Origin of the sequence: Xanthobacter lutulentifluminis (assembly GCF_043194675.2) — a bacterium.
GTDB lineage: Bacteria > Pseudomonadota > Alphaproteobacteria > Rhizobiales > Xanthobacteraceae > Xanthobacter.
The window spans coordinates 3,862,958-3,887,288 of sequence record NZ_CM195525.1; the positions used below are offsets into that span (position 1 = coordinate 3,862,958).

Here is a 24,331-nt window from a genome sequence, read left to right on the forward strand (position 1 = left end):
CGGCTCAGGTGAGCGCCGCCCAGAGGAAGACGAAGGTGGCGAGCGCGCCGAGGCCGGTGCGCACCATGTGCAGCTGGCCCCAGTTGGTGATGAGCCGGCGCGTCTCGGCATCGGCCGCGCCGGGCTCGGTGGCGAGGAGGGCGCGGTTGGTGGGCATGATGCCGATGAGGGTGTAGGGCCAGTTGGCGAGCATCAGCACGCCGCCGGCGAGCCAGTGCCAGTCCCCGTCGCGGGAGAAGGCGAGGGCGCCCAGCACCGCCCCGATCACCGCCAGCGACGCCTGCATGGCGAAGCCGCGCCGGTAGGCCGGCTTCCATTGCGTCAGCGCCGCGCCATCGGCCAGCGCCAGCCGCGCCGGTTGCTCCACCGCATTGATATAGAAGGCGGCGCCCGTGAACAGGGCCGCCACCACCAGCGCCAGATGACCGACGATCATGTCCCGCTCTCCCCGGCGGCCGTGCCGGCGCGGCCTGCGTCCGGCCGGGACGCTTTCCGCCATCCGGCCCCCGGCCGACATCCCATATGCGCGGACATTACAGCGCGGCGCGGGCGCGCGCAGCCGCGCCGCGATGGTGGGCATGCGTCACCGCGACCGCGAGGGCGTCGGCGGCATCCTCGGTCTCGGGGGTCGCCTGCGGCAGGAGGATGGAGATCATCATCCGCACCTGACCCTTCTCGGCGCGCCCGGCACCCACCACGCTCTTCTTCACCAGCAGCGGGGCGTATTCGGCCACCGGCAGCCCCAGCTGGGCGGGGGCGAGCATCACCACGCCGCGGGCCTGACCGAGCTTGAGGGTGGAGGCGGGGTTCATGTTCACGAACGTCTCTTCCACAGCCGCCTCGTCGGGGGCGTGGCGAGCCAGAATGGCGGCAAGCTCGCGGTGAAGGATGGCGAGGCGCTCGCCCATGGGCGCCCCCTCGGGCGGCAGGACGGTGCCGCAGGCGACGAAGCTCAGGCGGGAGCCGACCACGTCGATCACCCCCCAGCCGGTGCGCCTCAGGCCGGGATCGAGGCCGACGATGCGAATCGCGTGCGGTTCCATGGCGGCACCGTGCGTCAGGCGGGAGGAGGAGGGCAAGGGCGCCGGACCCGCCCGCCGGTCACCGCGCCGGGAGAGGGCGCCGGGTGAGCGCGCCAGGTCAGGCGGCCAAGTCAGGCGGCCAAGTCAGGCGGCCAAGTCAGCCGGCCAAGTCAGCCGTTCAAGTCAGCCACCAGACCCAGCGCACCAGATCCGGCGCGTCGGGTCAGAGCGCCGGCGTGGCGGCGCTGGCGACGCGGGTGGGCTTCTTCGCCCGTGCGGCGCTGGAGCTGGCCGCCTCGCCGGCGGCGTCGTTCCATTCGGGCGCGACGGTGACGGTGTTGGCGGCCGCGATGGGCGTGCCGGGGCTGAAGGCCGACACGGCCTGCCGCGCGCGCGCCAGCGTCGCCGGATCGGCATCGGCCGCCACGATGTCGCGCTTGCGGGCGCTGTCCTCGTCGCCCTGCGCGGCGGCGAGGGCGAGCCACTTGTAGGCCTCGCCCAGATCCGCGGCGACGCCGAGGCCTCGCGCATAGACCACGCCCAGATTGTACTGGCTGTCGCGGTAGCCGAGCTCGGCCGCGGCACGGAACCAGCGCAGCGCGCCGGCCCAGTCGGGCTTGCCGCCGGTGACAGCCGCGGTGCCGTCCGAGAGCAGCATGGCGAGGGCGTGCATGGCGCGCACGTTGCCGTGCTCCGCCGACCATTCGTAGAAGCGCCGGGCCTCGCCCAGCTCGCGGCCGGCCGCCTCATACATGGCGCCGAGCCGGTGCGCGGCCGGGGCGGAACCCTTCTGCATGGCGAAGGCCAGCCACTTCACGGCGGCTTCGGGATCGGCCTCCACGCCACGACCTTCCGCATAGCGCTGGGCGACCAGGAAGGCGGCGGCCGCATCGCCGCCGCTCGCCGCCGCCTGGAGCGCGGCCGGGCCGATGGGCGCGGGCAGGCCGGCCCCGGTGACGCCGGCCACGGCAGGCGCGGTGAGGCGGCGCAGCGCGCCGGTGACGCCGGAGAGGATGTCCGGCCCGTTGCGCCAGGCGATGCCGGCCAGCGTGCCGGCGAAGACGGTGGTGGCGCCGGCGATGAGCGCGACCATGGCCATGTGGCGCTTGCGGGCCAGCATCTCGCGCGGGAACAGCCGGCCCATCAGTCCGGGCGCGCGGGCCTTGTCCGGCCGCTTGGCCCGGCTGCGACGCTCCATGCGGGGGCGGTTGTCACCCGCCGGGCGCTCGCCGGGGCGGGTGCCCTCGGGCCAGGGAATGTGGACGTTGCGGGTGGCGCCCTCGCCGCGGGGCGGGGCGGAAGGGGCCGCAGGTGATGCCGGGCCCGCGGTTGCGGTGTCCGTGGCGGCGGAGGCGGGCGCGGCGTCTTCGGGCGCGGCGTCTTCGGTCCCGGCCGCAGGGGCGGGGCGGGGCCGTTCGGGGCGCGGGGCGGCGGTCCGGGGGGCGTAGGAGCCATCCTCGTCGCGCGACAGCGCCACCGAGATGCCGTCCAGCTCCATTTCCAGCTCGGCGGCGAGCATCTCGCCGGCGCGACGCTCGATTTGGTCCTGCCGCGCCTCGAGGGCGGCAAGGCCGCGCTTCAGCCCGATGACGGCGGCGCCGGCGGGATCATCCGACACCTTGGCCGCCACAGCCGCGACGGCTTCGGCCGTTGCTGCATGGGTGGTCTCGCGCACCTGCCGCATTTCCTCCACCAGCCGCTGGAGCGACAGCTCCATGTCGTCCAGCCGGTCGAGGCGGGCGTGGGTGTCGGCGAAGCGGGCCGAGAGGGCGAGCAGGTGGCGTTCCACCACGTCGGCCAGCGGCGCGACGGCCTCGTGACCGGCCGCCTCGGCGGCGGCGACGCGGGCGGTGAGGTCGGCGAGGCGCTGGCCCACCTCGGCGCCGATGGCCGGCGACAGGGCGGAGAGCTGGCCGGAGAACAGCGAAGCCATCTCGTCGAGACGATGATGCACGCCCTCCAGCGCGCCCAGCAGGGAGCGGCGCAGGTCTTCGGCGGCGGCATCGTCGCCGGCCCGGGCGCGGGCTTCCATCTCCATCACGCGGCTGAGCAGGGCCTCGGCCTTGCGCTCGAACACGCCGGTGGCCTCGGCGACGCGGCGGGCCGCATCCTCGCCGGCCTCGGCGACGTTCACGGCGCAGGCGGCGAGGCGCTCGGCGAGGCGCTGCAAGGCGCCATTGCCGTCAATGCCGGCCACCGCGCGGGTCACCAGCGCGCCCAGCTCCTCGATCTGGGTCTGCAGCCGCGCCACTTCCACCGGGTCCACGGCGCGGGCGCCGATCAGGTCGATCTTGCGGGCGAGCGTGTCGAGCGCGCCCTCGATGGCGCCGGAGCGGTCGCGGCGGCGCATCTCGTCGAGCCCGGCGCGGATGGCCGCGAGCTCGGCGGACACCGTGCCGTCCTGCGCGTCGCGGGCGGCGCCGGCCTCGCGGATGTCGTCGACGCGACGGCACAGAAGGGTGATGGCCTTGTCCATCTCCACCACGGCCCGCTTAGGCGCGGCGGTGGCGAGGCGCTCGCGCAGGGCCGCCACCTCGCTCCGCAGCTTCTCGATGGTTGCAGAGGGCACCTCCAGCACGTCCCAGGCCGGCACGTCGGGCTCGGCTTCCGCGCTGGGGTAGGGGTGCCCATGTACCCGCATCTGGGCGGGGCGGGCCGTTGCCTGCATCCGGGCCGTGCGTTCCATCCGCTCCATTCCGGCCTCCCCGCGCGGATCGGGTTTCCCGATACCGCGGCGATTCGTTCTCGATCTCTGACGGAAGAGTTTCGGATCTTGGTAAATGGCCGGTTAACCGATGCCTCGCCCTTGCCCTTGGGGACGGCCGGCTCGGCACCTCGCGGGTGGGCGAGGGGACGTGTCGGGAGGGGCCTGGGACGTGTGCGGCGGTATCTCGGGCATCTGAACGGTGGCGGGCGGACGACACACGCCGGGGGCGATGGCAGACATAAGTGTATGATATTGAACGCTTGTAACTGTTACTTTCCCCAACGGTAGCCCGCAAACCCTCCCGCTGCCGGGCGTGGTTCGATAGGCATGGTGGCGCAACGGCAGGCGCCGTGGCCGAAACCTGATTCACAAACATGGGCGAGGGGGGTCTTCCGCCGTGCGGTCCGCGCGGGGGGACTTGCGAAGGGGATATCAGTTATGGACGCCAAGACGTTCGAGCAGGGGATTGCGAACCCGGCCTTCCACCCCGTCACGGCCGCCGCCGTGGCCGACGCCGCCCGCGATGGCGCGTTGTTCACCATCGGCGATCTGGCACGGGAGTTCGGCATCACCCTGCGCGCCCTGCGCTTCTATGAGGACAAGGGCCTGCTCTCGCCGCGCCGCGACGGCATGACCCGCCTGTATTCCGAGGCCGACCGCCGCCGCCTGGCGGTGATCCTCAAGGGCAAGCACCTCGGCTTCACCCTGGCCGAGATCCGCGCCCTGGTGGCGGCGCATGACGGCGAGGAAGCCGGCCTCTCGCTCTCCCGCGAGCGCTGCCTCGCCCAGCTCTCCCAGCTGGAGCGCCAGCGCGCCGAGATCGACGCGGCCATCGACGAGCTCAAGTCCATCGCCGCCGCCCTCGCGGCCTGAGCGCGGACCCAACGAAAAAGGGGAGCACGGCCCGGCCGCGCTCCCCTTTTCTTTTGCCTTGCGCGGCGGGTGCCCGGCCCCCGGGCACCACACGGTCCCTCACTCGGCGCTGAGCTTGGCCATGAGGGCTTCGGACAGCTCGAAATTGGCCGTCACGGTCTGCACGTCGTCGTTGTCCTCCAGCGTCTCCACGAGGCGCAGGAGCTTCTCGCCGGTCTCGTCGTCCACGGCGATGGTATTCTGGGGCCGCCACACCAGGGCTGCCTTGCGCGGCTCGCCGAACTTGGCTTCCAGCGCGCGCTGCACCTCGGCGAGGCTCTCGGCGGCGCAGACCACCTCATGGCCGGCTTCCGAGGACGACACGTCGTCCGCGCCCGCGTCGATGGCGGCATCCATCATGGCGTCGGCGTCCGCCTTCTCGGCGGCGAACTCGATGACGCCCACGCGGTCGAACATGAAGGACACCGCGCCGGTCTCGGCGAGGTTGCCGCCGGACTTGGTGAAATAGGAGCGCACTTCCGAGGCGGTGCGGTTGCGGTTGTCGGTCAGCGCCTCGACGATGACGGCGACGCCACCGGGGCCGTAGCCCTCGTAGCGGATCTCGTCATAATTCTCCGAGTCGCCGCCGGCCGCCTTCTTGATGGCGCGCTCGATGTTGTCCTTGGGCATGTTCTCGGCGCGGGCCGCGAGGATGGCGGCGCGCAGGCGCGGGTTCATGTTGGGATCCGGCATGCCCATCTTGGCGGACACCGTGATCTCGCGCGCCAGCTTGGAGAACAGCTTGGAGCGCATCGCGTCCTGCCGCCCCTTGCGGTGCATGATGTTCTTGAATTGTGAATGCCCGGCCATGCCGCCCACCATTCCTCGAGGCTTGGGTCCCGCGCCCCGCCGCCGCGGCGCCGCCCGGACCCTTCTTGTTGACTGAGCCGGCCTTATAGGTCGGAGCCGGGGAAAAGAGCAAGGAAGCGGGCATGCGCCAGCGCCGGCTTTTCGCCGGCTCGTGGCTTTGCGCACCATGGGGCCGGTGCCGACGGCGCTCGGTGACCAAGGGGCATGGGCGCCGCGGCTCCCGCCCGGGGTGGCCGCGGCGCCGGGTGCGTCAGCTCCGCAGCAGGTCGCCGAGCAGGCTCGCCGCCAGCGTCATCTTCGACAGGCTGAGGCCGGAGGCGGCGATGTCGCGGACGGTGCGGCGCATGCGCTCCACCTCCTCGCGGCGCGCCGCCACATAGGCCTCCACCGCCGCCTCGCCCGATCCCTCGCCCGCCAGCATGTCGACGGTGATGCGGCGCAGGAAGGTCTCGATCTGCGACAGGGAGCGGTCCAGCGCGAGCCGGTCGTAATAGTCCGGCGCGGCGATGCTGCGGCCCTGCACGATCAGGTCGTCGATGGCGAAATACCGCCCCGCCGCGAAGAAGGTCGAAGCCGCGGTGGGAATGGCGCGACCGGTCGATTCGGCGATGAGGGCGATGTCGGAAGCCGCCGCCATGGCCGGCATGAAGGCGATGCGCCGGGCGAGGTCGTCCGGCACGCCGTGCGTCGCCATCTCGGCGGCCCGGCCCTCCCACTCGGCGCGCCAGGCGGCGGGCAGGCTCTCCTCCAGCACGGCGGCCACCGCCGAGATGCCGGTGCGATAGCGCTCCACCACCCCGGCGATGCCGTCGGCGAAGGAGACATTGCCGAGGAACCAGATGGTGCGCCCCACCATCAGGTCCTGCACGGCGGAATAGAGCGCCAGCTGCACGGCGCCCGGCACCTTGTTGTCGAGGGCGTCGATGGCGGCGTTCAGCTCCGGCAGGCGGTAGCTGTCGCGCACGGCGGCGAAGGCGCGGGCGAGGGTGGGGGCATCGGCGCCGGTCTGGTCGCCGATGCGGGCGAGGCAGGACGGCCCGCCCTGGTTGACGATGGCGTTGGCAAGCCCGGTCGCGATGATCTCCCGGTGCAGCCGGTGGGTCTCGATCGCGTGGGGGTAGCGCTCCTTGATCTCCCGCGGGAAGTAGCCGACCAGCTCGCCCGAGAGATAGGCGTCGTCCGGCACGCTGGAGGCCACGAGGTCGGCGTTGAGCGCGAGCTTCGCATAGGCGAGCAGCACCGCCAGCTCCGGTCGGGTGAGGTGCTCCCCGCGCGAGCGACGGTCGGCGATCTCCAGGTCGGAAGGCAGGAACTCCACCGCGCGGTCGAGCTCGCCGCGCATTTCCAGCATCTGCATCAGGCGCTGCTGGAAGGCGAGGTCGTCCGCGCCGCGCCGGTCGGCGAGGGAGAGGGCGAGGGTCTGCTCGTAATTGTTGCGCAGGACCAGGACTGCCACCTCCCCGGTCATCTCGCGCAGCAGGGCGGCGCGGGCGTCGGGGGCAAGCTCGCCGCGCTCGAGCGGGGAGGCGAGGGCGATCTTGATGTTCACCTCCACGTCGGAGGTGTTCACGCCGGCGGAATTGTCGATGGCGTCGGTGTTGAGCCGCACGCCCCGGCGCGCCGCCTCGATGCGCCCGCGCTGGGTCATGCCGAGGTTCGCGCCCTCGCCGATCACCCGCGCGTTCAGATCGGCGGCGGGGATGCGGATGGCGTCGTTCGCCCGGTCGCCCACCTGCGCGTCGGTCTCGGCGGAGGCGCGCACATAGGTGCCGATGCCGCCGAAGAACAGGAGGTCCACCGGCGCCTTCAGGATGGCGCTGATGAGCTCGGCCGGGGTGGCGTGAGGCTTGGGGAAGCGCAGCAGCGCGCGCACTTCTTCCGACAGCTCGATGCTTTTCGCCGAGCGCGGGAACACGCCGCCGCCCTTCGAGATGAGGCCGGCATCATAATCCGCCCAGGAGGAGCGCGGCAGGGCGAACAGCCGCCGCCGCTCCACGAAGCCCACCGCCGGATCCGGCTCGGGGTCGAGGAAGATGTGGCGGTGGTCGAACGCCGCCACCAGCTTCAGGGCAGGCGACAGCAGCATGCCGTTGCCGAACACGTCGCCGGACATGTCGCCGACGCCGGCCACGGTGACGGGGGTGGTCTGGATGTCGATGTCCAGCTCGCGGAAATGCCGCTTCACCGCCTCCCAGGCGCCGCGGGCGGTGATGCCCATGGCCTTGTGGTCGTAGCCGACGGAGCCCCCAGACGCGAACGCGTCGTCCAGCCAGAACCCATGGCGGGCGGAAATGGCGTTGGCGGTGTCCGAGAAGGTGGCGGTGCCCTTGTCGGCGGCGACGACGAGATACGGGTCGTCCGCGTCGAGGCGCACCGTGTCGGCCGGATGGACCACGGCGCCGGCCTTCAGGTTGTCGGTGAGGTCGAGCAGCGCCGAGACGAACATCTCGTAAGCGGCGGTGCCCTCGGCCATCACCTCCTCGCGGGTGCCGCCGGCGGGCAGGCGCTTGGGCACGAAGCCGCCCTTGGCGCCCACCGGCACGATGACGGCGTTCTTCACCTGCTGCGCCTTCACCAGGCCGAGGATCTCGGTGCGGAAGTCCTGCGGCCGGTCCGACCAGCGCAGGCCGCCGCGCGCCACCTTGCCGAAGCGCAGGTGCACGCCCTCCACCCGCGGGGCATAGACGAACACCTCGAACAGCGGGCGGGGCAGGGGCAGGCCCTCCACCTTCGCGCTCTCGAACTTGATGGAGATGGCGTCCTTCGGCCGGTCCTGCGCGTCGCGCTGGTAATAGGTGGTGCGCAGCGCCGCATCCACGAGGTTGACGAAGCGGCGCAGGATGCGGTCCTCGTCGAGGCTGGAGACCGCCGCCAGCCCCTCCGCGATGGCCGCGCGCACCGGCTCCTCCCGCGCAGCGCGGGCCTCGGGCGCGCCATCGAGCGCGGGGTCGAAGCGGGCGTGGAACAGCGCCACCACCTGCGCCGCGAGGCCGCCGTGGGCGGTCATGGTCTGCCAGATGTAGTCCTGCGAGAAGGGGATGCCCGCCTGCCGCAGGTAGCGGCCCAGCGCCCGCACCAGCGCCGCCTCGCGGAAGGTGAGGCCGGCATCCAGCACCAGGGCGTTGTAGCCGTCATTCTCCGCCGCGCCGCGCAGCACCGCGTTCAGGCAGTCCTCCAGCCGCTCGGCCGAGCCCTCCACCGCGATGGCGCGGCCGTCGGCGCGCTCCAGCGTCATGTCGTGCAGCCAGCTGCGCTCCGCAGCCCCGGCCGGGGCGATGCGGTAGGTTCGCTCGTTGATCGCCTTCAGCCCCATGTTCTCCAGCATGGGCACGCGGGTGGCGAGGGGCAGGGGCGCGCCGTAGGAGAGCAGGCGCAGGGTGATGCGCGCGGCGTCGTCGCCGGCCCTGCGGTAGAAGTCGAGGGCCACCGGCCGCTCCACCGACAGGCGCTCCAGCCGGTCGATGTCGGCGAGGGCCGTGTCCACGTCGTAGGCCGCCACATAGCCGGGATCGAACGCGCCGGCATAGCGGCGCTGGAGATCCGCCACGTTTTCCGCGCCCGCGCCGGGGCCGGCGGCGATGGCGGCGCACAGCCGGTCGCCCCAGGAGAGGATGGCGTCCGCCGCTTCCCGCTCCAGCGCGGCTCGGTCCACCTGCGGGGTGCGGCCCTCGCTGCGGCCGATGATGTACTGCACCCGCGTCAGCGGCAGGCCGGCGACGAACGCCTGGTCGAGGGAGGAGACCTCGCCGTCATAGGCCCGGCACAGGATGGCGCCGATGCGGTCGCGCACCTGCGCGTCGAACCGCTCGCGCGGCAGGAAGGCGAGGATGGAGACGAAGCGGTCGAAACGGTCGGTGCGCGCCAGCAGCTTCAGGCGCGGCCGGTCGTAGAGGGAGAGGATCTCCCGCGCGTGGCCGAGCAGGGTCTGGGCGTCGATCTGGAACAGGTCGTCGCGCGGGTAGGTCTCCAGCACGGTCTGGAGCGCGCGGGCCGAGTGGCTGTCCGGCTCGAGCCCCGCGCCCTTGATGACCGAGGCCACCTTCAGGCGCAGGTAGGGGATCTCACGCACCGAATGGGTGTAGGCGGTGGAGGCGAACAAGCCGATGAGGCGCACCTCCCCCGTCAGGCGGCCTTTCTCGTCGTGGGTCTTGATGCCCACGTAGTCCATCACGTCGCGGCGGTGGACGCGGGCGCGCAGGCTGGCCTTGGTGAAGAGCAGGGCGGTGGGCCCTTCCAGGAAGGCGCGGATCTCGGGCGTGGTCACCACCGGCTGGTCGCCGAGCCGCAGCTCGTGCACGCAGGGGTCGCGCAGGATGCCGAGGCCGCTGTTGGCCTCCGCCTTCAGGCCGTCGGGCGTCAGCTCGTACTGGCGCAGGCCGAGGAAGATGAAGTTGTCCTCGGTGAGCCATTCGAGCAGGTCGGCCGCCTCCTCCTGGGCGTCGGCCTCGTAGGGGCGCTTCTCCCGGCGATAGCCCTTGCTGAGGCTCTTGACCTGCTTGCGCATGGCCGAGAAGTCCTCGTTGGCCGCGCGCACGTCCGCCAGGGTCTGCTCCAGCGCGGCGCGCAGCTGGGCCTGCTCGGCCTCGCCGATGGCGGCGACATGGATGTGGATCAGGCTCTCGCGGTTCTCCTCGGAGAGGCCGCCGCGGCCGGACACCTGCTCGAGGCCGATCACCGCCCCGTCGGGGCCGCGCTCCACATGCAGGATCGGATGGGCGGCGAGCCTGAGGTCGAGCCCGCGCTCCGCCAGCTCGCCCGCCACCGAATCAAACAGGAAGGCCATGTCGTCGTTGACCGCCTCGACCACGGTCACGGCCCCCGCCGCGAGCGGTGGGGTGAATACCCGCACGCTGGGCTGGCCCTTGGGGCGGCCCGCCACATGGGTCCAGGCGGCGGCGAGGAGCAGACCGAGGTCGGCCTGCGTCAGGTGGGCCAGATCCTCGGGCGCCACGGCGGCGAGGAAGATGGCGACGAAAGCCTCCGGCACGCCGGTGGCGTCATCCCGCAACCGGGCGGCGAGCGCCGTCCTCAGCTCCGCCATGTCCGGCAGGCCGTCGCCCGCTTCCGCGCTGGCTTGAAATCCCATGACGTTCATGGCCTTTCCTCACTGCTGCGTGCCGGCCTGCCGGTCTCTTCCGCGCCGGTTTTCGGCAACGGACCCGTTCTGGCCCCCGGGCGGCGACGCGAAAATGACGAGGCGACGCTATGGCAACGAAAGTGAAGGCAGGCGTGGGCGCGGAAAAGGGCAAAAGCGTGCCCGCCGAAATTAAGGGCACGCCTGCGAAAAAGGCGCCGGCCAAGCCCGCGGCGGCGAAGAAGCCCGCCGCGGTCGTCGCGAAGGCGTCCGGGGCCCCCAAGGCGGGCAAGGCCGCCAGGGTCGCGACGGTGCCCGCCGCGCCGGTGCCGGCTGCCGCGCGGGAGCGGGACGACCTGCCCGCCATCGCGCTGGTCCTGCCGCCCGCGGAGCTCGATGCCGCCAACCGGGCGTATTTCGACAAGTGCCTGGAGAAGATCGGCTTCGTGCCCAACGTTCTGCAGGCCTATGCGTTCGATGTGCCGAAGCTGTCGGCCTTCGCTGCCATGTACAACGACCTCATGCTCGCCCCCTCCGGCCTCTCGAAGCTGGAGCGGGAGATGATCGCGGTGGTCGTTTCCAGCGTGAACCGTTGCTATTACTGCCTCACGGCGCACGGTGCCGCCGTCCGCCAGCTCTCCGGCGATCCGATCCTCGGCGAGCAGATGGTGATGAACTATCGCGCCGCCCGTCTCGATCCGCGCCGCCGCGCCATGCTGGACTTCGCCGCCAAGCTCACCGAGCGGCCGTGGGAGGTGGAGGAGGCGGACCGCGAGGGGCTGCGCCGCGTGGGCCTGAGCGACCGGGACATCTGGGACGTGTCGGCCGTGGTGGGTTTCTTCAACATGTCCAACCGCATCGCCGGCGCCACCGACATGCGGCCCAACGAGGCCTACCACGCCCAGGCCCGCACCCTGCGGGAGTGAGCGCCGGCCCGGCCCCGGGCTTCGCCGCGCATCCGGAAAGATATATCCTTGTCGATATATCTTTCCGGCAAGGCCAGGGGAGGCAGGCATGGGCGTGGACAGCAGCCGGCGGGGCCGGGCGGGGGTGATCGCGGCCGCGGCGATGATTGCGCTCGCCCTGGCGCCGGAGGCCGGCGCGCAGCCGGCGGACGATTGCGCGCGCGCCGCCTGGCCCCTCGACGCCGCCCGCGCCGCGCTGGCCGCGCCCGGCGTGCCGGAGCTCGACAGCGGCGCCAGCCTGCACCTGCCCCGCGCCGGGGCCGTCGCCCTCCGGCTGGTGCCGCTCGCCGACGCCGCCTTGCCCCATGCGCCGACCCGGCCGCCCGGCGAGCCGCTGGCGGGCGTGCTCCGGCTCTCTGTGCCCGGCCCCGCGCGGCTCTGGCAGGTCACGATATCGGCACCGGCGTGGGTCGACCTGTTCGTCGGTGGCCGCCCGCTGGCGCCCGAGGCTTTCACCGGCGTGCGCGCCTGTCCCGGCGTGCGCAAGAGCCTGCGCTTCCGGCTCCCCGCGGGGGAAGCGCTGCTCGAGATCACCGATGCGCGGGACGCCGGGGCGGGGCGCCTCATCGGACTTACCATCGAAGATGTGGACAACATCTCCCCGCCGGGCCGGTGAAATTCTTTACGACGGTATCTCGGTGCCAGATGCAGCTTTTCGCGGCCGCGTTTTCAACTCTGATAATACCTTCTGGCCCGGACATGTCGCAGCGGTAGGCGAGAAGCATAATCGCACCGCAAGATCCATCTGGACATTTGTTGCGAGGCCGGTCTATTGACGCCTCCACGGCGCACCATGCTACGTTGCGTCGCAAGATCAAGTGCGCCGCCAAAGGTGCCGACCCGGAGGAAACAGGCCATCTGTCCGAGCAACGCCGGACAGTGCCGACAATGCGAGGGCACATTACGATCATGGACACCGTCTCAGACGTGCCCTACATCGTTGAAGCGTCTGGTCTCACCAAGGAATTCAAAGGATTTGCTGCGGTCAAGAACGTTGACCTCAGGATCCGCCGCCACACGATTCACGCCCTCATCGGGCCGAACGGGGCGGGCAAGACCACCTGCTTCAACCTCATCACGAAGTTCCTGGAGCCGACCCGCGGCACCATCAAGCTGAACGGCCGCGACATCACGCGCACGCCGCCGGCGGACGTGGCGCGGCTCGGCATGGTCCGCTCGTTCCAGATCTCGGCGACCTTCCCGCACCTCACCGTGCTGGAGAACGTGCGGATCGCGTTGCAGCGGCCCATCGGCAACTCGTTCCACTTCTGGCAGTCGGAGAAGAGCCTCGGCGCGCTCAACGACCGCGCCATGCAGCTGCTCGCCGACGTGGATCTGACCCACTACGCCAGGCATCTGGCGGTGGAGCTGCCCTACGGCCGCAAGCGCGCGCTGGAGATCGCCACCACCCTGGCGCTCGAGCCCGAGATGCTGCTGCTGGACGAGCCCACCTCCGGCATGGGCCGCGAGGACATCGCCCGCACCGCGGACCTCATCAAGCGCGTGTCGGACAACCGCACCATCCTGATGGTGGAGCACAACCTCTCCGTGGTGGCGAACCTCTCGGACCGGATCACCGTGCTGGCGCGCGGCGAGATCCTCACCGAGGGCCCCTATTCGGAAGTGTCGAAGAACCCGCAGGTCGTCGAGGCCTACATGGGCACCGGACACGGAGCGCACTGACATGGCCACCGCGAACGGAACCCCGCTTCTCCAGGTGAAGGACCTGCACGGCCACTACGGCGAAAGCCACGTGCTGCACGGCATGACCTTCGACGTCCACCCCGGCGAGGTGGTGACCCTGCTCGGCCGCAACGGCGCCGGCAAGACCACCACCATGCGCGCGATCATGGGCCTGCTGCGCAAGCGGGCCGGCTCGATCCGCTACGAGGGCACGGAGACGGTGGGGCTCGCCCCCAACAAGATCGCCCGGCTCGGCATCGCCATCTGCCCGGAAGAACGCGGCATCTTCTCCTCGCTGTCGGTGCGCGAGAACCTGCTGCTGCCGCCCGTGGTCCTGCCCGGCGGCCTCAGCGTGGACGAGGTGCACGAGCTGTTTCCGCGGCTCGAGGAGCGCCGCAACAGCCAGGGCACCAAGCTCTCCGGCGGCGAGCAGCAGATGCTCGCCATCGCCCGCATCCTGCGCACGGGGGCCAAGCTCCTGCTGCTGGACGAGCCCTCCGAGGGCCTCGCGCCGGTGATCGTGCAGCACATCGGCGAGATCATCCGGAACCTCAAGAAGAAGGGGTTCACGGTGCTGCTCGTGGAGCAGAACTTCCACTTCGCCTCCACTGTCGCCGACCGCCATTACGTGGTGGAGCACGGCCGCGTGGTGGACATGGTGGAAAACGACAAGATCGCGGAAAACGCGGCGCGTCTCGAAGCGTTCCTCGGCGTCTGAAGGCCGGGTTCCAGACAGAGATATCCGGCTGAAGCCGGTGGGAGGAGAACACATGCGTCTTGCAGCATTCTTTCTGGCCGCGAGCTGCCTTGCCGGCGTCAGCGCCGCCCATGCCCAGGTGCCCGTCAAGATCGGCGTGCTGAACGATCAGTCCGGCCTTTACGCCGACCTCGGCGGCCAGGGCTCGGTCTGGGCCGCCAAGAAGGCGGTCGAGGATTTCGGCGCCGCCGCCAAGGGCCTGAAGGTCGACGTGATCTTCGCCGATCACCAGAACAAGGCCGACGTGGGCACCTCGGTGGCCCGCCAGTGGTATGACGTGGACGGCGTGGACGTCATCGTCGACACCCCGAACTCCGGCGTGGCGCTCGCGGTGAGCGGCGTGACCAAGGAGAAGAACAAGGTCTTCATCAACTCCGGCGCCGCCACCTCCGACCTCACCGGCAAGGCCTGCACGCCCAACACCGTGCACTGGACCTACGACACCTGGGCGCTCGCCAACGGCACCGGCAAGGCCGTGGTGAAGAACGGTGGCGACACCTGGTTCTTCCTCACCGCCGACTACGCCTTCGGCCACGCGCTCGAGCGCGACACGTCCGAGGTGGTGAAGGCCAACGGCGGCAAGGTGGTCGGCTCCGTGAAGGTGCCGCTCAACAACGCCGACTTCTCCTCCTTCCTGCTGCAGGCGCAGGCCTCCAAGGCCAAGATCGTCGGCCTCGCCAACGCCGGCGGCGACACCATCAACTCCATCAAGCAGGCGGCCGAGTACGGCATCGTCGAGGGCGGGCAGAAGCTCGCCGGCCTCCTCATCTTCCTCACCGACGTGAACTCGCTCGGGTTGAAGGTGGCTCAGGGCCTGACCCTCACCGAGGCGTGGTACTGGGACCAGACCGACGCCAACCGCAAGTTCGCCGACGCCTTCGCCGCGGCCAACGGCGGCCGCCGTCCGACCATGGTGCAGGCCGGTGTCTATTCCGGCGTGCTGCACTATCTGAAGGCGGTCGAGGCGCTGAAGTCCGCCAAGGACGGCTCCGCCGTGGTGGCCGAGATGAAGAAGATCCCCACCGACGACCCGCTGTTCGGCAAGGGCGAGGTGCGGGCCGACGGGCGTCACATTCACCCGATGTTCCTGTTCGAGGTGAAGAAGCCGTCGGAGTCGAAGGGCCCCTGGGACTACTACACCCTGAAGGCCACCATTCCCGCGAACGAGGCCTTCCGGCCCCTGAGCGAGAGCGACTGCCCCCTCGTCAAGAAGGGCTGACCCTCCATAGACGGCGGGCCGGACCTTAAGGGCCGGCCTGCTTCCTCCTGACGAGACGGATCTTCGATGTTCGAGCTTCTCGGCATAGCCCCGCAGGCCCTTTTCGGGCAGCTGCTCCTGGGCCTGATCAACGGCGCGTTCTACGCCATGCTGAGCCTCGGGCTCGCGGTGATCTTCGGCCTGCTCAACGTGATCAACTTCACCCACGGCGCCCAGTACATGATGGGCGCGTTCGGGGCGTGGATGCTGCTCAATTATGCCGGCATCCCCTTCTGGGGCGCGCTGGTGCTCTCGCCGATCATCGTCGCGGCGATCGGCATGGTGATCGAGCGCACGCTGCTCAAGCGGCTCTACCACCTCGACCACCTGTACGGGCTGCTGCTCACCTTCGGCCTCGCCCTCATCATCGAGGGCCTGTTCCGCCGGCAGTACGGCTCCTCGGGCCTGCCATACAACAACCCGCTGCCGGGCGGCACCAACCTCGGCTTCATGTTCCTGCCCAACTACCGCGCCTTCGTGGTGGTGGCCTCGCTGGTGGTGTGCATCGCCACCTGGTTCGTGATCGAGCGCACCAAGCTCGGCTCGTACCTGCGCGCCGCCACCGAGCGCCCGGACCTGGTGCAGGCGTTCGGCATCGACGTGCCGCGCATGATCACGCTCACCTACGGCTTCGGCGTCGGCCTTGCCGCGCTCGCCGGCGTGCTCGCCGCCCCGGCCTACCAGGTGAGCCCCACCATGGGCTCCAACCTCATCATCGTGGTGTTCGCGGTGGTGGTCATCGGCGGCATGGGCTCCATCATGGGCGCCATCGTCACCGGTTTCGGCCTCGGCATCGTGGAAGGCCTCACCAAGGTGTTCTACCCCGAGGCCTCCTCCACCGTGATCTTCGTCATCATGGCCATCGTGCTCATGGTGAAGCCCGCCGGCCTGTTCGGCACCGCAAAGTGAAGAAAGACCAGAGGGCGCGATGAGCACCACCTCCACTCCCACCGCCGCCGCGCCGGCCCCCGCCGGAACGTCCACCGGCTTCGGGCTGATCTTCGGCGTCATCGCCGTCGCCGCGCTGCTGGTGGCGCCGTTCGGCATCTATCCCGTGTTCCTGATGAAGGTGATGTGCTTCGCGCTGTTCGCGTGCGCCTTCAACCTGCTTCTCGGCTACACCGGCCTGCTGTCGTTCGGCCATGCCATGTTCTTCGGCGGGTCGGCCTATATCTGCGCCCACACCATCAAGGTGCTGGGCTTCTCGCCGGAGCTCGGCCTGCTGGCCGGGGTGCTGTTCGCGGCCGTGCTCGGCTTCGTCGCCGGCCTGCTGGCCATCAAGCGGCAGGGCATCTACTTCGCCATGGTGACCCTGGCGCTGGCGCAGATGTTCTTCTTCTTCTGCCTGCAGGCGAAGTTCACCGGCGGCGAGGACGGCCTGCAGGGCGTGCCGCGCCGGCCGCTGTTCGGGGTGATCGACATCTCCCAGGACATCCACCTGTACTACCTGGTGCTGGCGATCTTCCTGTTCGGCTTCCTGGTCATCTACCGCACCATCCACTCGCCCTTTGGGCAGGTGCTGAAGGCGATCCGCGAGAACGAGCCCCGCGCCATCTCGCTGGGCTACCGGGCGAACCAGTACAAGCTGCTCGCCTTCGTGCTCTCGGCGGCGCTGGCGGGTCTCGCCGGCTCCACCAAGGTGCTGGTGTTCCAGCTGGCCTCGCTCACCGACGTCGCCTGGCAGATGTCCGGCGAGGTCGTGCTGATGACGCTGGTGGGCGGCATGGGCACCATCCTCGGCCCGGTGGTGGGCGCGGCGGTGATCGTCACCATGCAGAACTACCTCGCCGGCCTCGGCGAGTGGGTGCTGGTGATCCAGGGCGTGATCTTCGTCCTCGCCGTCTCCCTGTTCCGCCGCGGCTTCGTGGGCGAGGTCATCGCCATCGCCCAGCAGATGAAGGCGAAGAAGGCGAACAACTGATCGCTGCGCGCGTGGTCCCGGACCGCGCTGTGTTCGCGGTGAAACGATCCCGCGGGGCTCAGGCTCCGCGGGATTTTTGCTTATGGGGCCCGGCGTCAGCGGCTCCGCAGGTGGTCCACGCCGAGAATGGCAAGTCCGGCGACCAGCCCCCACACCGGCGCGCCGAGGCCGAGGGCGGACACGCCCGATGCGGTGGTGGCAAAGGTGGCGGCCGCCGCCAGCCGGTGCCGCTCCTCCGCCAGCGCCGCGGTCAGCGCGCCGGTGAAGGGCGACAGCAGCGCCAGCCCGGCGATGGTGGCGATGAGCGCCGCCGGCAGCGCGGCGAACACCGCCACCAGCGAGGCGCCGGCCGCCGCCAGCAGCAGGTAGAACGCGCCGTAGACCGGTCCGGCCATCCACCGCGCCCGCGGGTCGGGATGGGTGTCCGGCCCGGTGCAGAGCGCGGCGGTGATGGCGGCGAGATTGGTGGCGTGGGCGCCGAACGGGGCCGTCACCATGGAGGCGAGGCCGGTCGCTGCCAGGATGGAGCGGACCGGCGGCTCGTAGCCGCTCGCGCGCAGCACGGCAAAGCCGGGCAGGTTCTGCGAGGCCATGGTGACGAGGAACAGCGGCAGGCCGAGGCCCACCACCACGCCCGCATCGAGGCTGGGGGTGGTCCAGACCAGGGCGGACAGCACCGGCGCCGGCATCGGGCCCACCCGGCCGAGGGCCAGCGCCGAGGCGACCGCCGCGACCAGCGCCAGCGGCACCGCCCACGTGGGCCAGAAGCGCCGGGCGAGGAAAAAGGCGACGATGGCAGGCAGCACCAGCCCGGGTGTCGCGGCCGCGTGCTCGGCCAGCGCCATGACGAAGCGCGCGAGGACGCCCGCCAGCATGGCCGCTGCCACCGCGACCGGGATGCGCCCCACCAGCGTGCCGAGCGGGCGGATGGCGGCGCACAGCACCACCAGCAGGCCGGCGACGAGGAACGCTCCGGTGGCGGAGGCCATCCCCACGCCGGCGCCGAAGCCGGCCACCAGCGCCGCGCCCGGCGTGGACCAGGCGGTGATGATGGGCATGCGGTGGCGCAGCGAGAGGAAGGCGCTGGTGCCGGCGATGGCGAGGCAGATGGCGGCAACCCAGGAGGAGGCCTCGGCCGGGCTCGCCCCGACGGCGGCGGCGGCCGCCAGAATCAGCGGCAGGGTCCCGCCGAATCCCACCAGCGCCGCGACGAAGGCGGAGACGACAACGGATGTGCGCACCATGGCGACCTCGGGCAGGCGGGACGGCGCGCGGACCGGCCCCGCCGCGCGGCCGCCCCGCGGTTCAGGGCAGGACGGCAGCGAGCACAGGCGGCAGCGCCGCGATTACCTGCCGGCGCGCGACCAGGCCGAGGGATTCGGGCGAGGCCACATCGAGGCTGGTGAAGCGCACGAACACCACGCAGTGCCCGTCCTTCTGGGCAAAGCCCATAAACCAGCCGAACGGACGCGAGCGGTCGATGGCGCCGTCCTGCGTACGCACGAAGCCGCTCCCGGTCTTGCCGAACAGGAGCCAGCCGGCCGGCTGCTCCTCCTGCGCCATGAGGCGCATGGTTTCGCGCACGGCGTCGGGGGAAACCGGCAGCTCGCCCTTCAGCATCCGGCGCAGGAAGTCGATCTGCTCGCGCGGGGAGATGCGCAGCGAGGAGGAGAGCCAGAACCGCGTGAGCGGCTCCGCGTCGCCCTTCACGCCGCCCGCGTTCTCGTTGCCGTAGGCGAAGCCCTTCAGGTAGCCGGCGATGCGTTCGGCCCCGAGCTGGCGCGTGAGCACCTGCGAGTACCAGACGACGGAATATTTCATCCAGCTGGCCGGCGTCTGGGGGCCGCGGGTCTGCGGGCGCTCGGTGTCGGCGTCCGCGGGCGGGGTGAAGACGGGCTCGTCAGCGCTCTTCAGGATGCCGGCGTCGTAGCCCATCAGGGCGAGGGGCACCTTGAAGGTGGACTGCGGGGGATGGCGGGTAGCGCACAGGCCCTGCTTCGCCAGCACCTTGCCGGTTTCCAGCTCGGTGGCGATGAAGCAGTCCTCCGCCGCCAGCGCCGGCCGCGCGAAGCCGCCCGCTCCGGCGAGGGCGAGGAGCCCGAGGGCCAGCGCCGCGACGCGCCCGGGTGCGCGGGAAGCGCCCCGGCGCGCCGGGGCCATCCGCCCGCGCGCCATCAGGAGGCTTTCGCCGGCTTGTCCACCAGGCGCGGCGCGTAGGTGTGCTCCGGGGCCGGGAAGGTGCGCGCACGCACCTCGTCGGCATAGCTCGCCACCGCCTTTTCGATGTCGGGGCCGAGGTTGGCGTACTTCTTCACGAACTTCGGCACCCGGTCGCCGAGGCCGAGCATGTCCTCCAGCACCAGGATCTGCCCGTCGCAGGCCGGCGAGCCGCCGATGCCGATGGTGGGCGGCGCCACCTCCTCGGTGATGTGGCGGGCGAGGGGCTCGGCGATGGCTTCCAGCACGATGGAGAAGGCGCCGGCCTCGGCGATGGCGCGGGCATCGTCGAGGATGAGGCTCGCCTCGGCGTCGTCGCGGCCGCGGGCCTTGAACGAGCCGAGCGTGTTGATGGCTTGGGGGGTGAGGCCCACATGGCCCATCACCGGCACGCCGCGATCCACGAGGAAGCGGACGGTCTCGGCCATGCGGCGGCCGCCCTCGAGCTTCACCGCGCCTGCGCCGGTCTCCTTCAGCACGCGGGCGGCGGTGTGGAACGCCTCGGTGGGGCTCGCCTCATAGCTGCCGAAGGGCAGGTCCACCACGATCAGGGCGCGCTTGGTGCCGCGCACCACGGCCCGGCCGTGGACGATCATCATCTCCACCGTCACGGGCACGGTGGTTTCCAGCCCGTGCATGACCATGCCCAGGCTGTCGCCCACGAGGATCACGTCCACATAGCGATCCAGCAGGCGCGCCGTGTGGGCATGGTAGGAGGTGAGGGACACGATGGGCTCGCCCCCCTTGCGCGCCTGGATCTGCGGCGCAGTGATGCGGCGCGCATCGGCCTGACTGGACATGGCGTTCCTCTCGTTGTGGCGGCGGGCGGCGGGCGCTTTTGCGTCAGATGACGGGCACGCCGATCACGTATGGATGAAATAGGTAGGCGAGCGCGGCATAGAGCACCAGCCCCCCGCCTACAACGAGGGCATCGCCTGCATAATTTGAAGGCGCCACCGGCAGCGGTCCGCCCCGGCGCTTCAGCGCGATCCGGTCGTACACCGCCCAGGCCAGCACCGAGCCGAACAGCACCAGCGAGGCCGGGTCGGAATTGGCCAGAAGGTGCGCCACCGCCCACGTCTTCACCGCCACCAGCAGCGGATGCTTCAGCACGGCGCGGATGTGGCTCGGCACATAGGCGGCCACCGCGCTGATGCAGGCGAACAGCATCAGCAGCAGGGTGAGGTGGCGCGCCCATATGGGCGGCACCCAGAGGTCCACGGCGCCGTTGGCCCGCCACAGCACATAGCCGTAGGCGGTGAGCAGCAGGCCGCTGGTGGCCAGCAGGGAGAAGAAGCCGCGGTAGGGGCCTTCCCCCAATTGGGAGATGAGCCGGCCGCGCAGGCCGCGCAGGCTCGCCACCACGTGGATGCCGAGGAAGACGAACAGGCCCAGCAGCATCATCACCATGGACGGATCTCCAATGCCGGCGCGCGCGTCCGCTCGGGGCGGCCGGCGTCCGCGACCGGTGCCGGGACACTAGTGCGAGCGGGCGCGGCTTGTCACGTACCGGCGGGGTTGTGCAGGCCCGCTCTTGCGCGCCACCTGCACCGTGGCAGTATGACCAAGGGGAAGACAGGCTCGGGGGACGGCCCCGGGAGAAGCGGCGGCAGGGGGAAGAAGGATGCGGGCGATGTCGAGGTCCGGAACCGGTGTCCCGTCGCGTCCCGGAGCGCGCGGCGCGTGGCGCGCCGTCGCGGCCATGGTGGCGCTGCTGGTGGCGCTCGTCGCCGCGCCCGCGCTCGCCGGCCGGGCCCAGGCGGCCGCCGTGGTGGCGCGGATCGACCTCTCCACCCAGCGCATGACGGTGTCGGTGAACGGCTTCCCGCAATATTCCTGGCCGGTGTCCACCGCCCGCCGGGGCTATGTGACGCCGACCGGCGTGTACCGGCCCCAGCGCATGTACCGTTCGTACTTCTCACGCAAGTATTACAACTCGCCCATGCCCTATTCGATCTTCTTCCGCGGCGGCTATGCCATCCACGGCAGCTATGCGGTGAACCAGCTTGGCGCGCCGGCCTCGCACGGCTGCATCCGCCTGCATCCGGGTAATGCGGCCACCCTCTATTCGCTGGTGCAGACCTACGGGCCGGGCAACACGGCCATCGTCATCACGCGCTGAGCGACGCTCGGGGGCGGGCGCCGCCCGGTCGTGCATGGGAGCGTTGCGGTGAAAGCGGCGCAACGGGTCTTCTAATCGTCGTCCACTCATGGTATCGGCCACTGCCAACTCGCAACGGGGTGCCAAGACGCATCCCGTTCCGGCCCCGATCCAGCGACACGCCACCGTGCCGCCTCAAGGAGTTGGCCATGACGACCCCGAATGCGAACGTGCCCCCCTTCGTGGAAGCCGCCACCGGCCGCGCCCCCTTCCGTGAAGCCCTGACGTTCGACGACGTTCTGCTGAAGCCCGGCGCCTCCGAGGTGATGCCCGGCGAGGTGGAGATCGGCACGCAGCTCACCAAGTCCATCTCCCTCAACCTGCCGATCATCTCCGCCGCCATGGACACGGTGACGGAATCGCGGCTCGCCATCGCCATGGCGCAGGCCGGCGGCATCGGCGTGATCCACCGCAACCTCACGCCCGAGCTGCAGGCCGAGCATGTGCGGCAGGTGAAGAAGTACGAATCGGGCATGGTGGTGAACCCGGTCACCATCCACCCCGACGAGACCCTCTCCGACGCGCTGGCGCTGATGAAGCGCTACGGCATCTCCGGCATCCCGGTGGTGGAGCGCGGCACCGGCGGCATCGCCGGCCCGCTGGTGGGCATCCTCACCAACCGCGACGTGCGCTTCGCCCACAATCCGCAGCAGCGCGTCGCCGAGCTGATGACCAAGGACCGCCTGATCACCGTCCGCGAGGGGCAGGTGAACCAGGAGGAGGCCAAGCGCCTGCTGCACCAGTACCGCATCGAGAAGCTGCTGGTGGTGGATGGCGAGGGCCGCTGCGTCGGCCTCATCACGGTGAAGGACATCGAGAAGGCGGTGGCCTATCCCCACGCCGCCAAGGACGAGCAGGGCCGCCTGCGCGTCGCCGCCGCGACCACGGTGGGCGCGGATGGCTTCGAGCGCACCGAGCGCCTGATCGACGCGGGCGTGGATCTCGTGGTGGTGGATACCGCCCACGGCCATTCCCGCAAGGTGCTGGACCAGGTGGAGCGCATCAAGAAGCTCTCCAACCGCACCCAGATCCTCGCCGGCAACATCGCCACCGTCGAGGGCGCCCGCGCGCTGATCGACGCCGGCGCGGATGCCGTGAAGGTGGGCATCGGCCCCGGCTCCATCTGCACCACCCGCATCGTCGCGGGCGTGGGCGTGCCCCAGCTCACCGCCGTCATGGACGCGGTGGAGGCGGCGCTCGCCACCGGCACGCCGGTGATCGCCGATGGCGGCATCAAGTATTCCGGCGATCTCGCCAAGGCGCTGGCGGCCGGCGCGTCCGCCGCCATGGTGGGCTCGCTGCTCGCCGGCACCGACGAGAGCCCGGGCGAGGTGTTCCTCTATCAGGGGCGCTCCTACAAGGCCTATCGCGGCATGGGCTCGGTGGGCGCCATGGCCCGCGGCTCGGCCGACCGCTACTTCCAGGCGGAAGTGCGCGACACGCTGAAGCTGGTGCCGGAAGGCATCGAGGGGCAGGTGGCCTACAAGGGGCCGGTGGGCGCGGTGCTGCACCAGCTCGCCGGCGGCCTGCGCGCCGCCATGGGCTATGTGGGTGGCCGCACGCTCAAGGAATTCCGCGAGAAGGCGGAGTTCGTGCGCATCTCCTCGGCCGGCCTGCGCGAAAGCCACGTCCACGACGTGACCATCACCCGCGAGAGCCCGAACTACCCGACCAGCGTCTGATGGCTCCGTTCCCGCCCGGTCCGCCGGGCGGGAACCGCGATGCACGCGCCGGGGCAATCATCCGGCCCGGTCGCGGCGCGATCGGACCGGCGCAGGCGGAGGGCGAAGATCGCCCCTGCACGCGATCAAGTCCGCGCCTGCAAATCCATGCCTGCAAGTCCGCGCCTGCCCCGAGCTACGGCGGGCCGGCCCGCCCGAGCAATATGCTCCTGCCCGCGAGCCGGTCCTGCCTGCCTTGGCGGCCGGTCATGCGGTCTTGCCGCGCATCCGCACCACGAATTCCACCAGGAAGGCCGTGGACCACGCCACCATCATGGGGCCGATGAGGGATTCGAAGCCCGCCACGACGCGATAGGCCGCCTTGATGGAGACGCCGTCGGCGCCCACCGTGGTGTAGGTGGCCATGGAATAATAGAGCGCGTCCGGCAGGTTCCCGATGGCGTCGAGCGCGGTATAGGTGATGCCCCAGACCAGGATCTCGGTGAGATGGACGAGGCTCAGGCTCACCACCGTGGTGCTGATGATGACCGCCTCGCGGAACATGTGATCGTCATAGGCCCGGCCGCCGATGCGGTGGGTCAGCCGTCGCCGGATGATGCCGAGCCCCATCGCATGGACCATCACCGTCAGCATCACAGGCAGCACGCATGCGGCCACGAGCGTCAGATAGATGCCCTGGCTTGGCCCCTGGTCCATGTCCCGAATCCCCTTCTCGCGCGTGGCGCGAGCCTATCGGGTCCCAGGCGGCGGAAGTAGGGGCGGGGGCGCTTCCGCCCGCCTCCGGCCCTTACGGCCGGAAGGAGCCGTCGCGGCGCGGGGGCTTGGGCGGGGTGACGTCGATCATCTCGCTCTCGGCCGGCGCGGCATAGGGGCGGCCGGTACGGATCTCGAACACCCGCACGCCACCGAAGCCGCCGCGCCCCATGCCCGGCGCCTTGCCGGTGATGAGCGCATAGACGCCGCCGCCGATGACGAGGGCGGTGATGACGATGCCGGCGATCAGGATCAGCCCGCCCACGAGCGTGAACAGGGCGAAGCCCGCGAGGCACGCCACCGCAAGGCCGGCGACACCGCCGAAAAGGTTCAGAAGCTGTCTCATGGCACCAGCGTGCCGATGGATTGGGGCAGACTTGCGACCGAGCGCACCGGCGCTTTCCGCAGA

At 70.8% G+C, this 24,331-nt stretch carries 21 protein-coding genes; 10 read left to right on the forward strand and 11 right to left on the reverse strand.

Annotation, left to right across the window (positions count from 1 at the left end; translation table 11 throughout):
- Window positions 1–4: 4 nt before the first annotated feature.
- The 3 genes from V5F49_RS17730 to V5F49_RS17740 form a co-directional block, all read right to left on the reverse strand.
- Entirely contained in the window at window positions 5–436 is a 432-nt protein-coding gene (locus tag V5F49_RS17730) for an anthrone oxygenase family protein (RefSeq protein WP_394116865.1), read from the reverse strand.
- 97 nt (window positions 437–533) lie between these two features.
- Entirely contained in the window at window positions 534–1,043 is a 510-nt protein-coding gene (gene ruvC, locus V5F49_RS17735) for a crossover junction endodeoxyribonuclease RuvC (RefSeq protein WP_394116866.1), read from the reverse strand.
- A 202-nt stretch (window positions 1,044–1,245) separates the two neighbouring features.
- Window positions 1,246–3,717 (reverse strand): hypothetical protein, encoded by a 2,472-nt coding sequence (locus V5F49_RS17740; RefSeq protein ID WP_394116867.1) that lies wholly within the window; start codon window positions 3,715–3,717, stop codon window positions 1,246–1,248.
- 450 nt (window positions 3,718–4,167) lie between these two features.
- Here V5F49_RS17740 and V5F49_RS17745 point away from each other — a divergent pair, with 450 nt between their 5' ends.
- Window positions 4,168–4,602 carry a MerR family transcriptional regulator gene (locus tag V5F49_RS17745; protein ID WP_394116868.1) on the forward strand — a complete coding sequence of 145 codons (435 nt, stop codon included), beginning with the start codon at window positions 4,168–4,170 and terminating at the stop codon, window positions 4,600–4,602.
- A gap of 99 nt (window positions 4,603–4,701) precedes the next feature.
- On the opposite strand, the gene V5F49_RS17750 is transcribed toward V5F49_RS17745, so the two are convergent.
- Together V5F49_RS17750 and V5F49_RS17755 are read right to left on the reverse strand one after the other, a co-directional pair.
- Window positions 4,702–5,451, reverse strand: coding sequence for a YebC/PmpR family DNA-binding transcriptional regulator (locus V5F49_RS17750; RefSeq protein ID WP_394116869.1), 750 nt, complete (start codon window positions 5,449–5,451; stop codon window positions 4,702–4,704).
- Window positions 5,452–5,701: 250 nt separating this feature from the next.
- Window positions 5,702–10,546, reverse strand: coding sequence for an NAD-glutamate dehydrogenase (locus V5F49_RS17755; protein ID WP_394116870.1), 4,845 nt, complete (start codon window positions 10,544–10,546; stop codon window positions 5,702–5,704).
- 305 nt (window positions 10,547–10,851) lie between these two features.
- Between V5F49_RS17755 and V5F49_RS17760 the strand changes: the two genes are divergently transcribed.
- From V5F49_RS17760 to V5F49_RS17790, 7 genes are all read left to right on the forward strand, one after another.
- A complete protein-coding gene (locus tag V5F49_RS17760; RefSeq protein WP_394116910.1) occupies window positions 10,852–11,451 on the forward strand; it encodes a peroxidase-related enzyme in 600 nt (199 codons plus the stop codon).
- Between the two features lie 88 nt (window positions 11,452–11,539).
- Complete coding sequence (locus V5F49_RS17765) at window positions 11,540–12,106, forward strand: hypothetical protein (RefSeq protein ID WP_394116871.1); 567 nt, start codon at window positions 11,540–11,542, stop codon at window positions 12,104–12,106.
- Window positions 12,107–12,399: 293 nt separating this feature from the next.
- The gene (locus V5F49_RS17770; RefSeq protein WP_394116872.1) at window positions 12,400–13,173 is read left to right on the forward strand and encodes an ABC transporter ATP-binding protein; all 774 of its coding nucleotides are present in this window, start codon (window positions 12,400–12,402) and stop codon (window positions 13,171–13,173) included.
- 1 nt (window position 13,174) lies between these two features.
- Window positions 13,175–13,891 carry an ABC transporter ATP-binding protein gene (locus V5F49_RS17775; RefSeq protein ID WP_394116873.1) on the forward strand — a complete coding sequence of 239 codons (717 nt, stop codon included), beginning with the start codon at window positions 13,175–13,177 and terminating at the stop codon, window positions 13,889–13,891.
- A 52-nt stretch (window positions 13,892–13,943) separates the two neighbouring features.
- Window positions 13,944–15,149, forward strand: coding sequence for an ABC transporter substrate-binding protein (locus tag V5F49_RS17780; RefSeq protein WP_394116874.1), 1,206 nt, complete (start codon window positions 13,944–13,946; stop codon window positions 15,147–15,149).
- A 66-nt stretch (window positions 15,150–15,215) separates the two neighbouring features.
- Entirely contained in the window at window positions 15,216–16,097 is an 882-nt protein-coding gene (locus tag V5F49_RS17785; RefSeq protein ID WP_394116875.1) for a branched-chain amino acid ABC transporter permease, read from the forward strand.
- 19 nt (window positions 16,098–16,116) lie between these two features.
- Window positions 16,117–17,109: a branched-chain amino acid ABC transporter permease gene (locus V5F49_RS17790; RefSeq protein WP_394116876.1), complete on the forward strand. Its 993-nt coding sequence runs from the start codon at window positions 16,117–16,119 to the stop codon at window positions 17,107–17,109.
- A 95-nt stretch (window positions 17,110–17,204) separates the two neighbouring features.
- On the opposite strand, the gene V5F49_RS17795 is transcribed toward V5F49_RS17790, so the two are convergent.
- The 4 genes from V5F49_RS17795 to V5F49_RS17810 form a co-directional block, all read right to left on the reverse strand.
- Window positions 17,205–18,350: a benzoate/H(+) symporter BenE family transporter gene (locus V5F49_RS17795; RefSeq protein ID WP_394116911.1), complete on the reverse strand. Its 1,146-nt coding sequence runs from the start codon at window positions 18,348–18,350 to the stop codon at window positions 17,205–17,207.
- Window positions 18,351–18,414: 64 nt separating this feature from the next.
- Window positions 18,415–19,284, reverse strand: coding sequence for a penicillin-binding transpeptidase domain-containing protein (locus V5F49_RS17800; protein WP_509210710.1), 870 nt, complete (start codon window positions 19,282–19,284; stop codon window positions 18,415–18,417).
- Window positions 19,284–20,126 carry a 3-methyl-2-oxobutanoate hydroxymethyltransferase gene (gene panB, locus V5F49_RS17805; protein ID WP_394116878.1) on the reverse strand — a complete coding sequence of 281 codons (843 nt, stop codon included), beginning with the start codon at window positions 20,124–20,126 and terminating at the stop codon, window positions 19,284–19,286. The genes V5F49_RS17800 and panB overlap by 1 nt, the downstream gene beginning before the upstream one ends.
- Before the next feature lie 43 nt (window positions 20,127–20,169).
- A complete protein-coding gene (locus V5F49_RS17810) occupies window positions 20,170–20,736 on the reverse strand; it encodes an NnrU family protein (RefSeq protein WP_394116879.1) in 567 nt (188 codons plus the stop codon).
- A 223-nt stretch (window positions 20,737–20,959) separates the two neighbouring features.
- On the opposite strand from V5F49_RS17810, the gene V5F49_RS17815 reads away from it, so the two are divergent.
- On the forward strand, window positions 20,960–21,448 hold the full coding sequence (locus V5F49_RS17815; protein ID WP_394116880.1) for a L,D-transpeptidase: 489 nt from the start codon (window positions 20,960–20,962) through the stop codon (window positions 21,446–21,448).
- A gap of 188 nt (window positions 21,449–21,636) precedes the next feature.
- Complete coding sequence (gene guaB, locus V5F49_RS17820; RefSeq protein ID WP_394116881.1) at window positions 21,637–23,169, forward strand: IMP dehydrogenase; 1,533 nt, start codon at window positions 21,637–21,639, stop codon at window positions 23,167–23,169.
- Window positions 23,170–23,415: 246 nt separating this feature from the next.
- Here the strand turns inward: guaB and V5F49_RS17825 are convergent, their stop codons facing one another.
- Window positions 23,416–23,865: an ion channel gene (locus tag V5F49_RS17825; RefSeq protein ID WP_394116882.1), complete on the reverse strand. Its 450-nt coding sequence runs from the start codon at window positions 23,863–23,865 to the stop codon at window positions 23,416–23,418.
- Between the two features lie 91 nt (window positions 23,866–23,956).
- Window positions 23,957–24,268 (reverse strand): hypothetical protein, encoded by a 312-nt coding sequence (locus V5F49_RS17830; RefSeq protein WP_394116883.1) that lies wholly within the window; start codon window positions 24,266–24,268, stop codon window positions 23,957–23,959.
- Window positions 24,269–24,331: the final 63 nt, after the last annotated feature.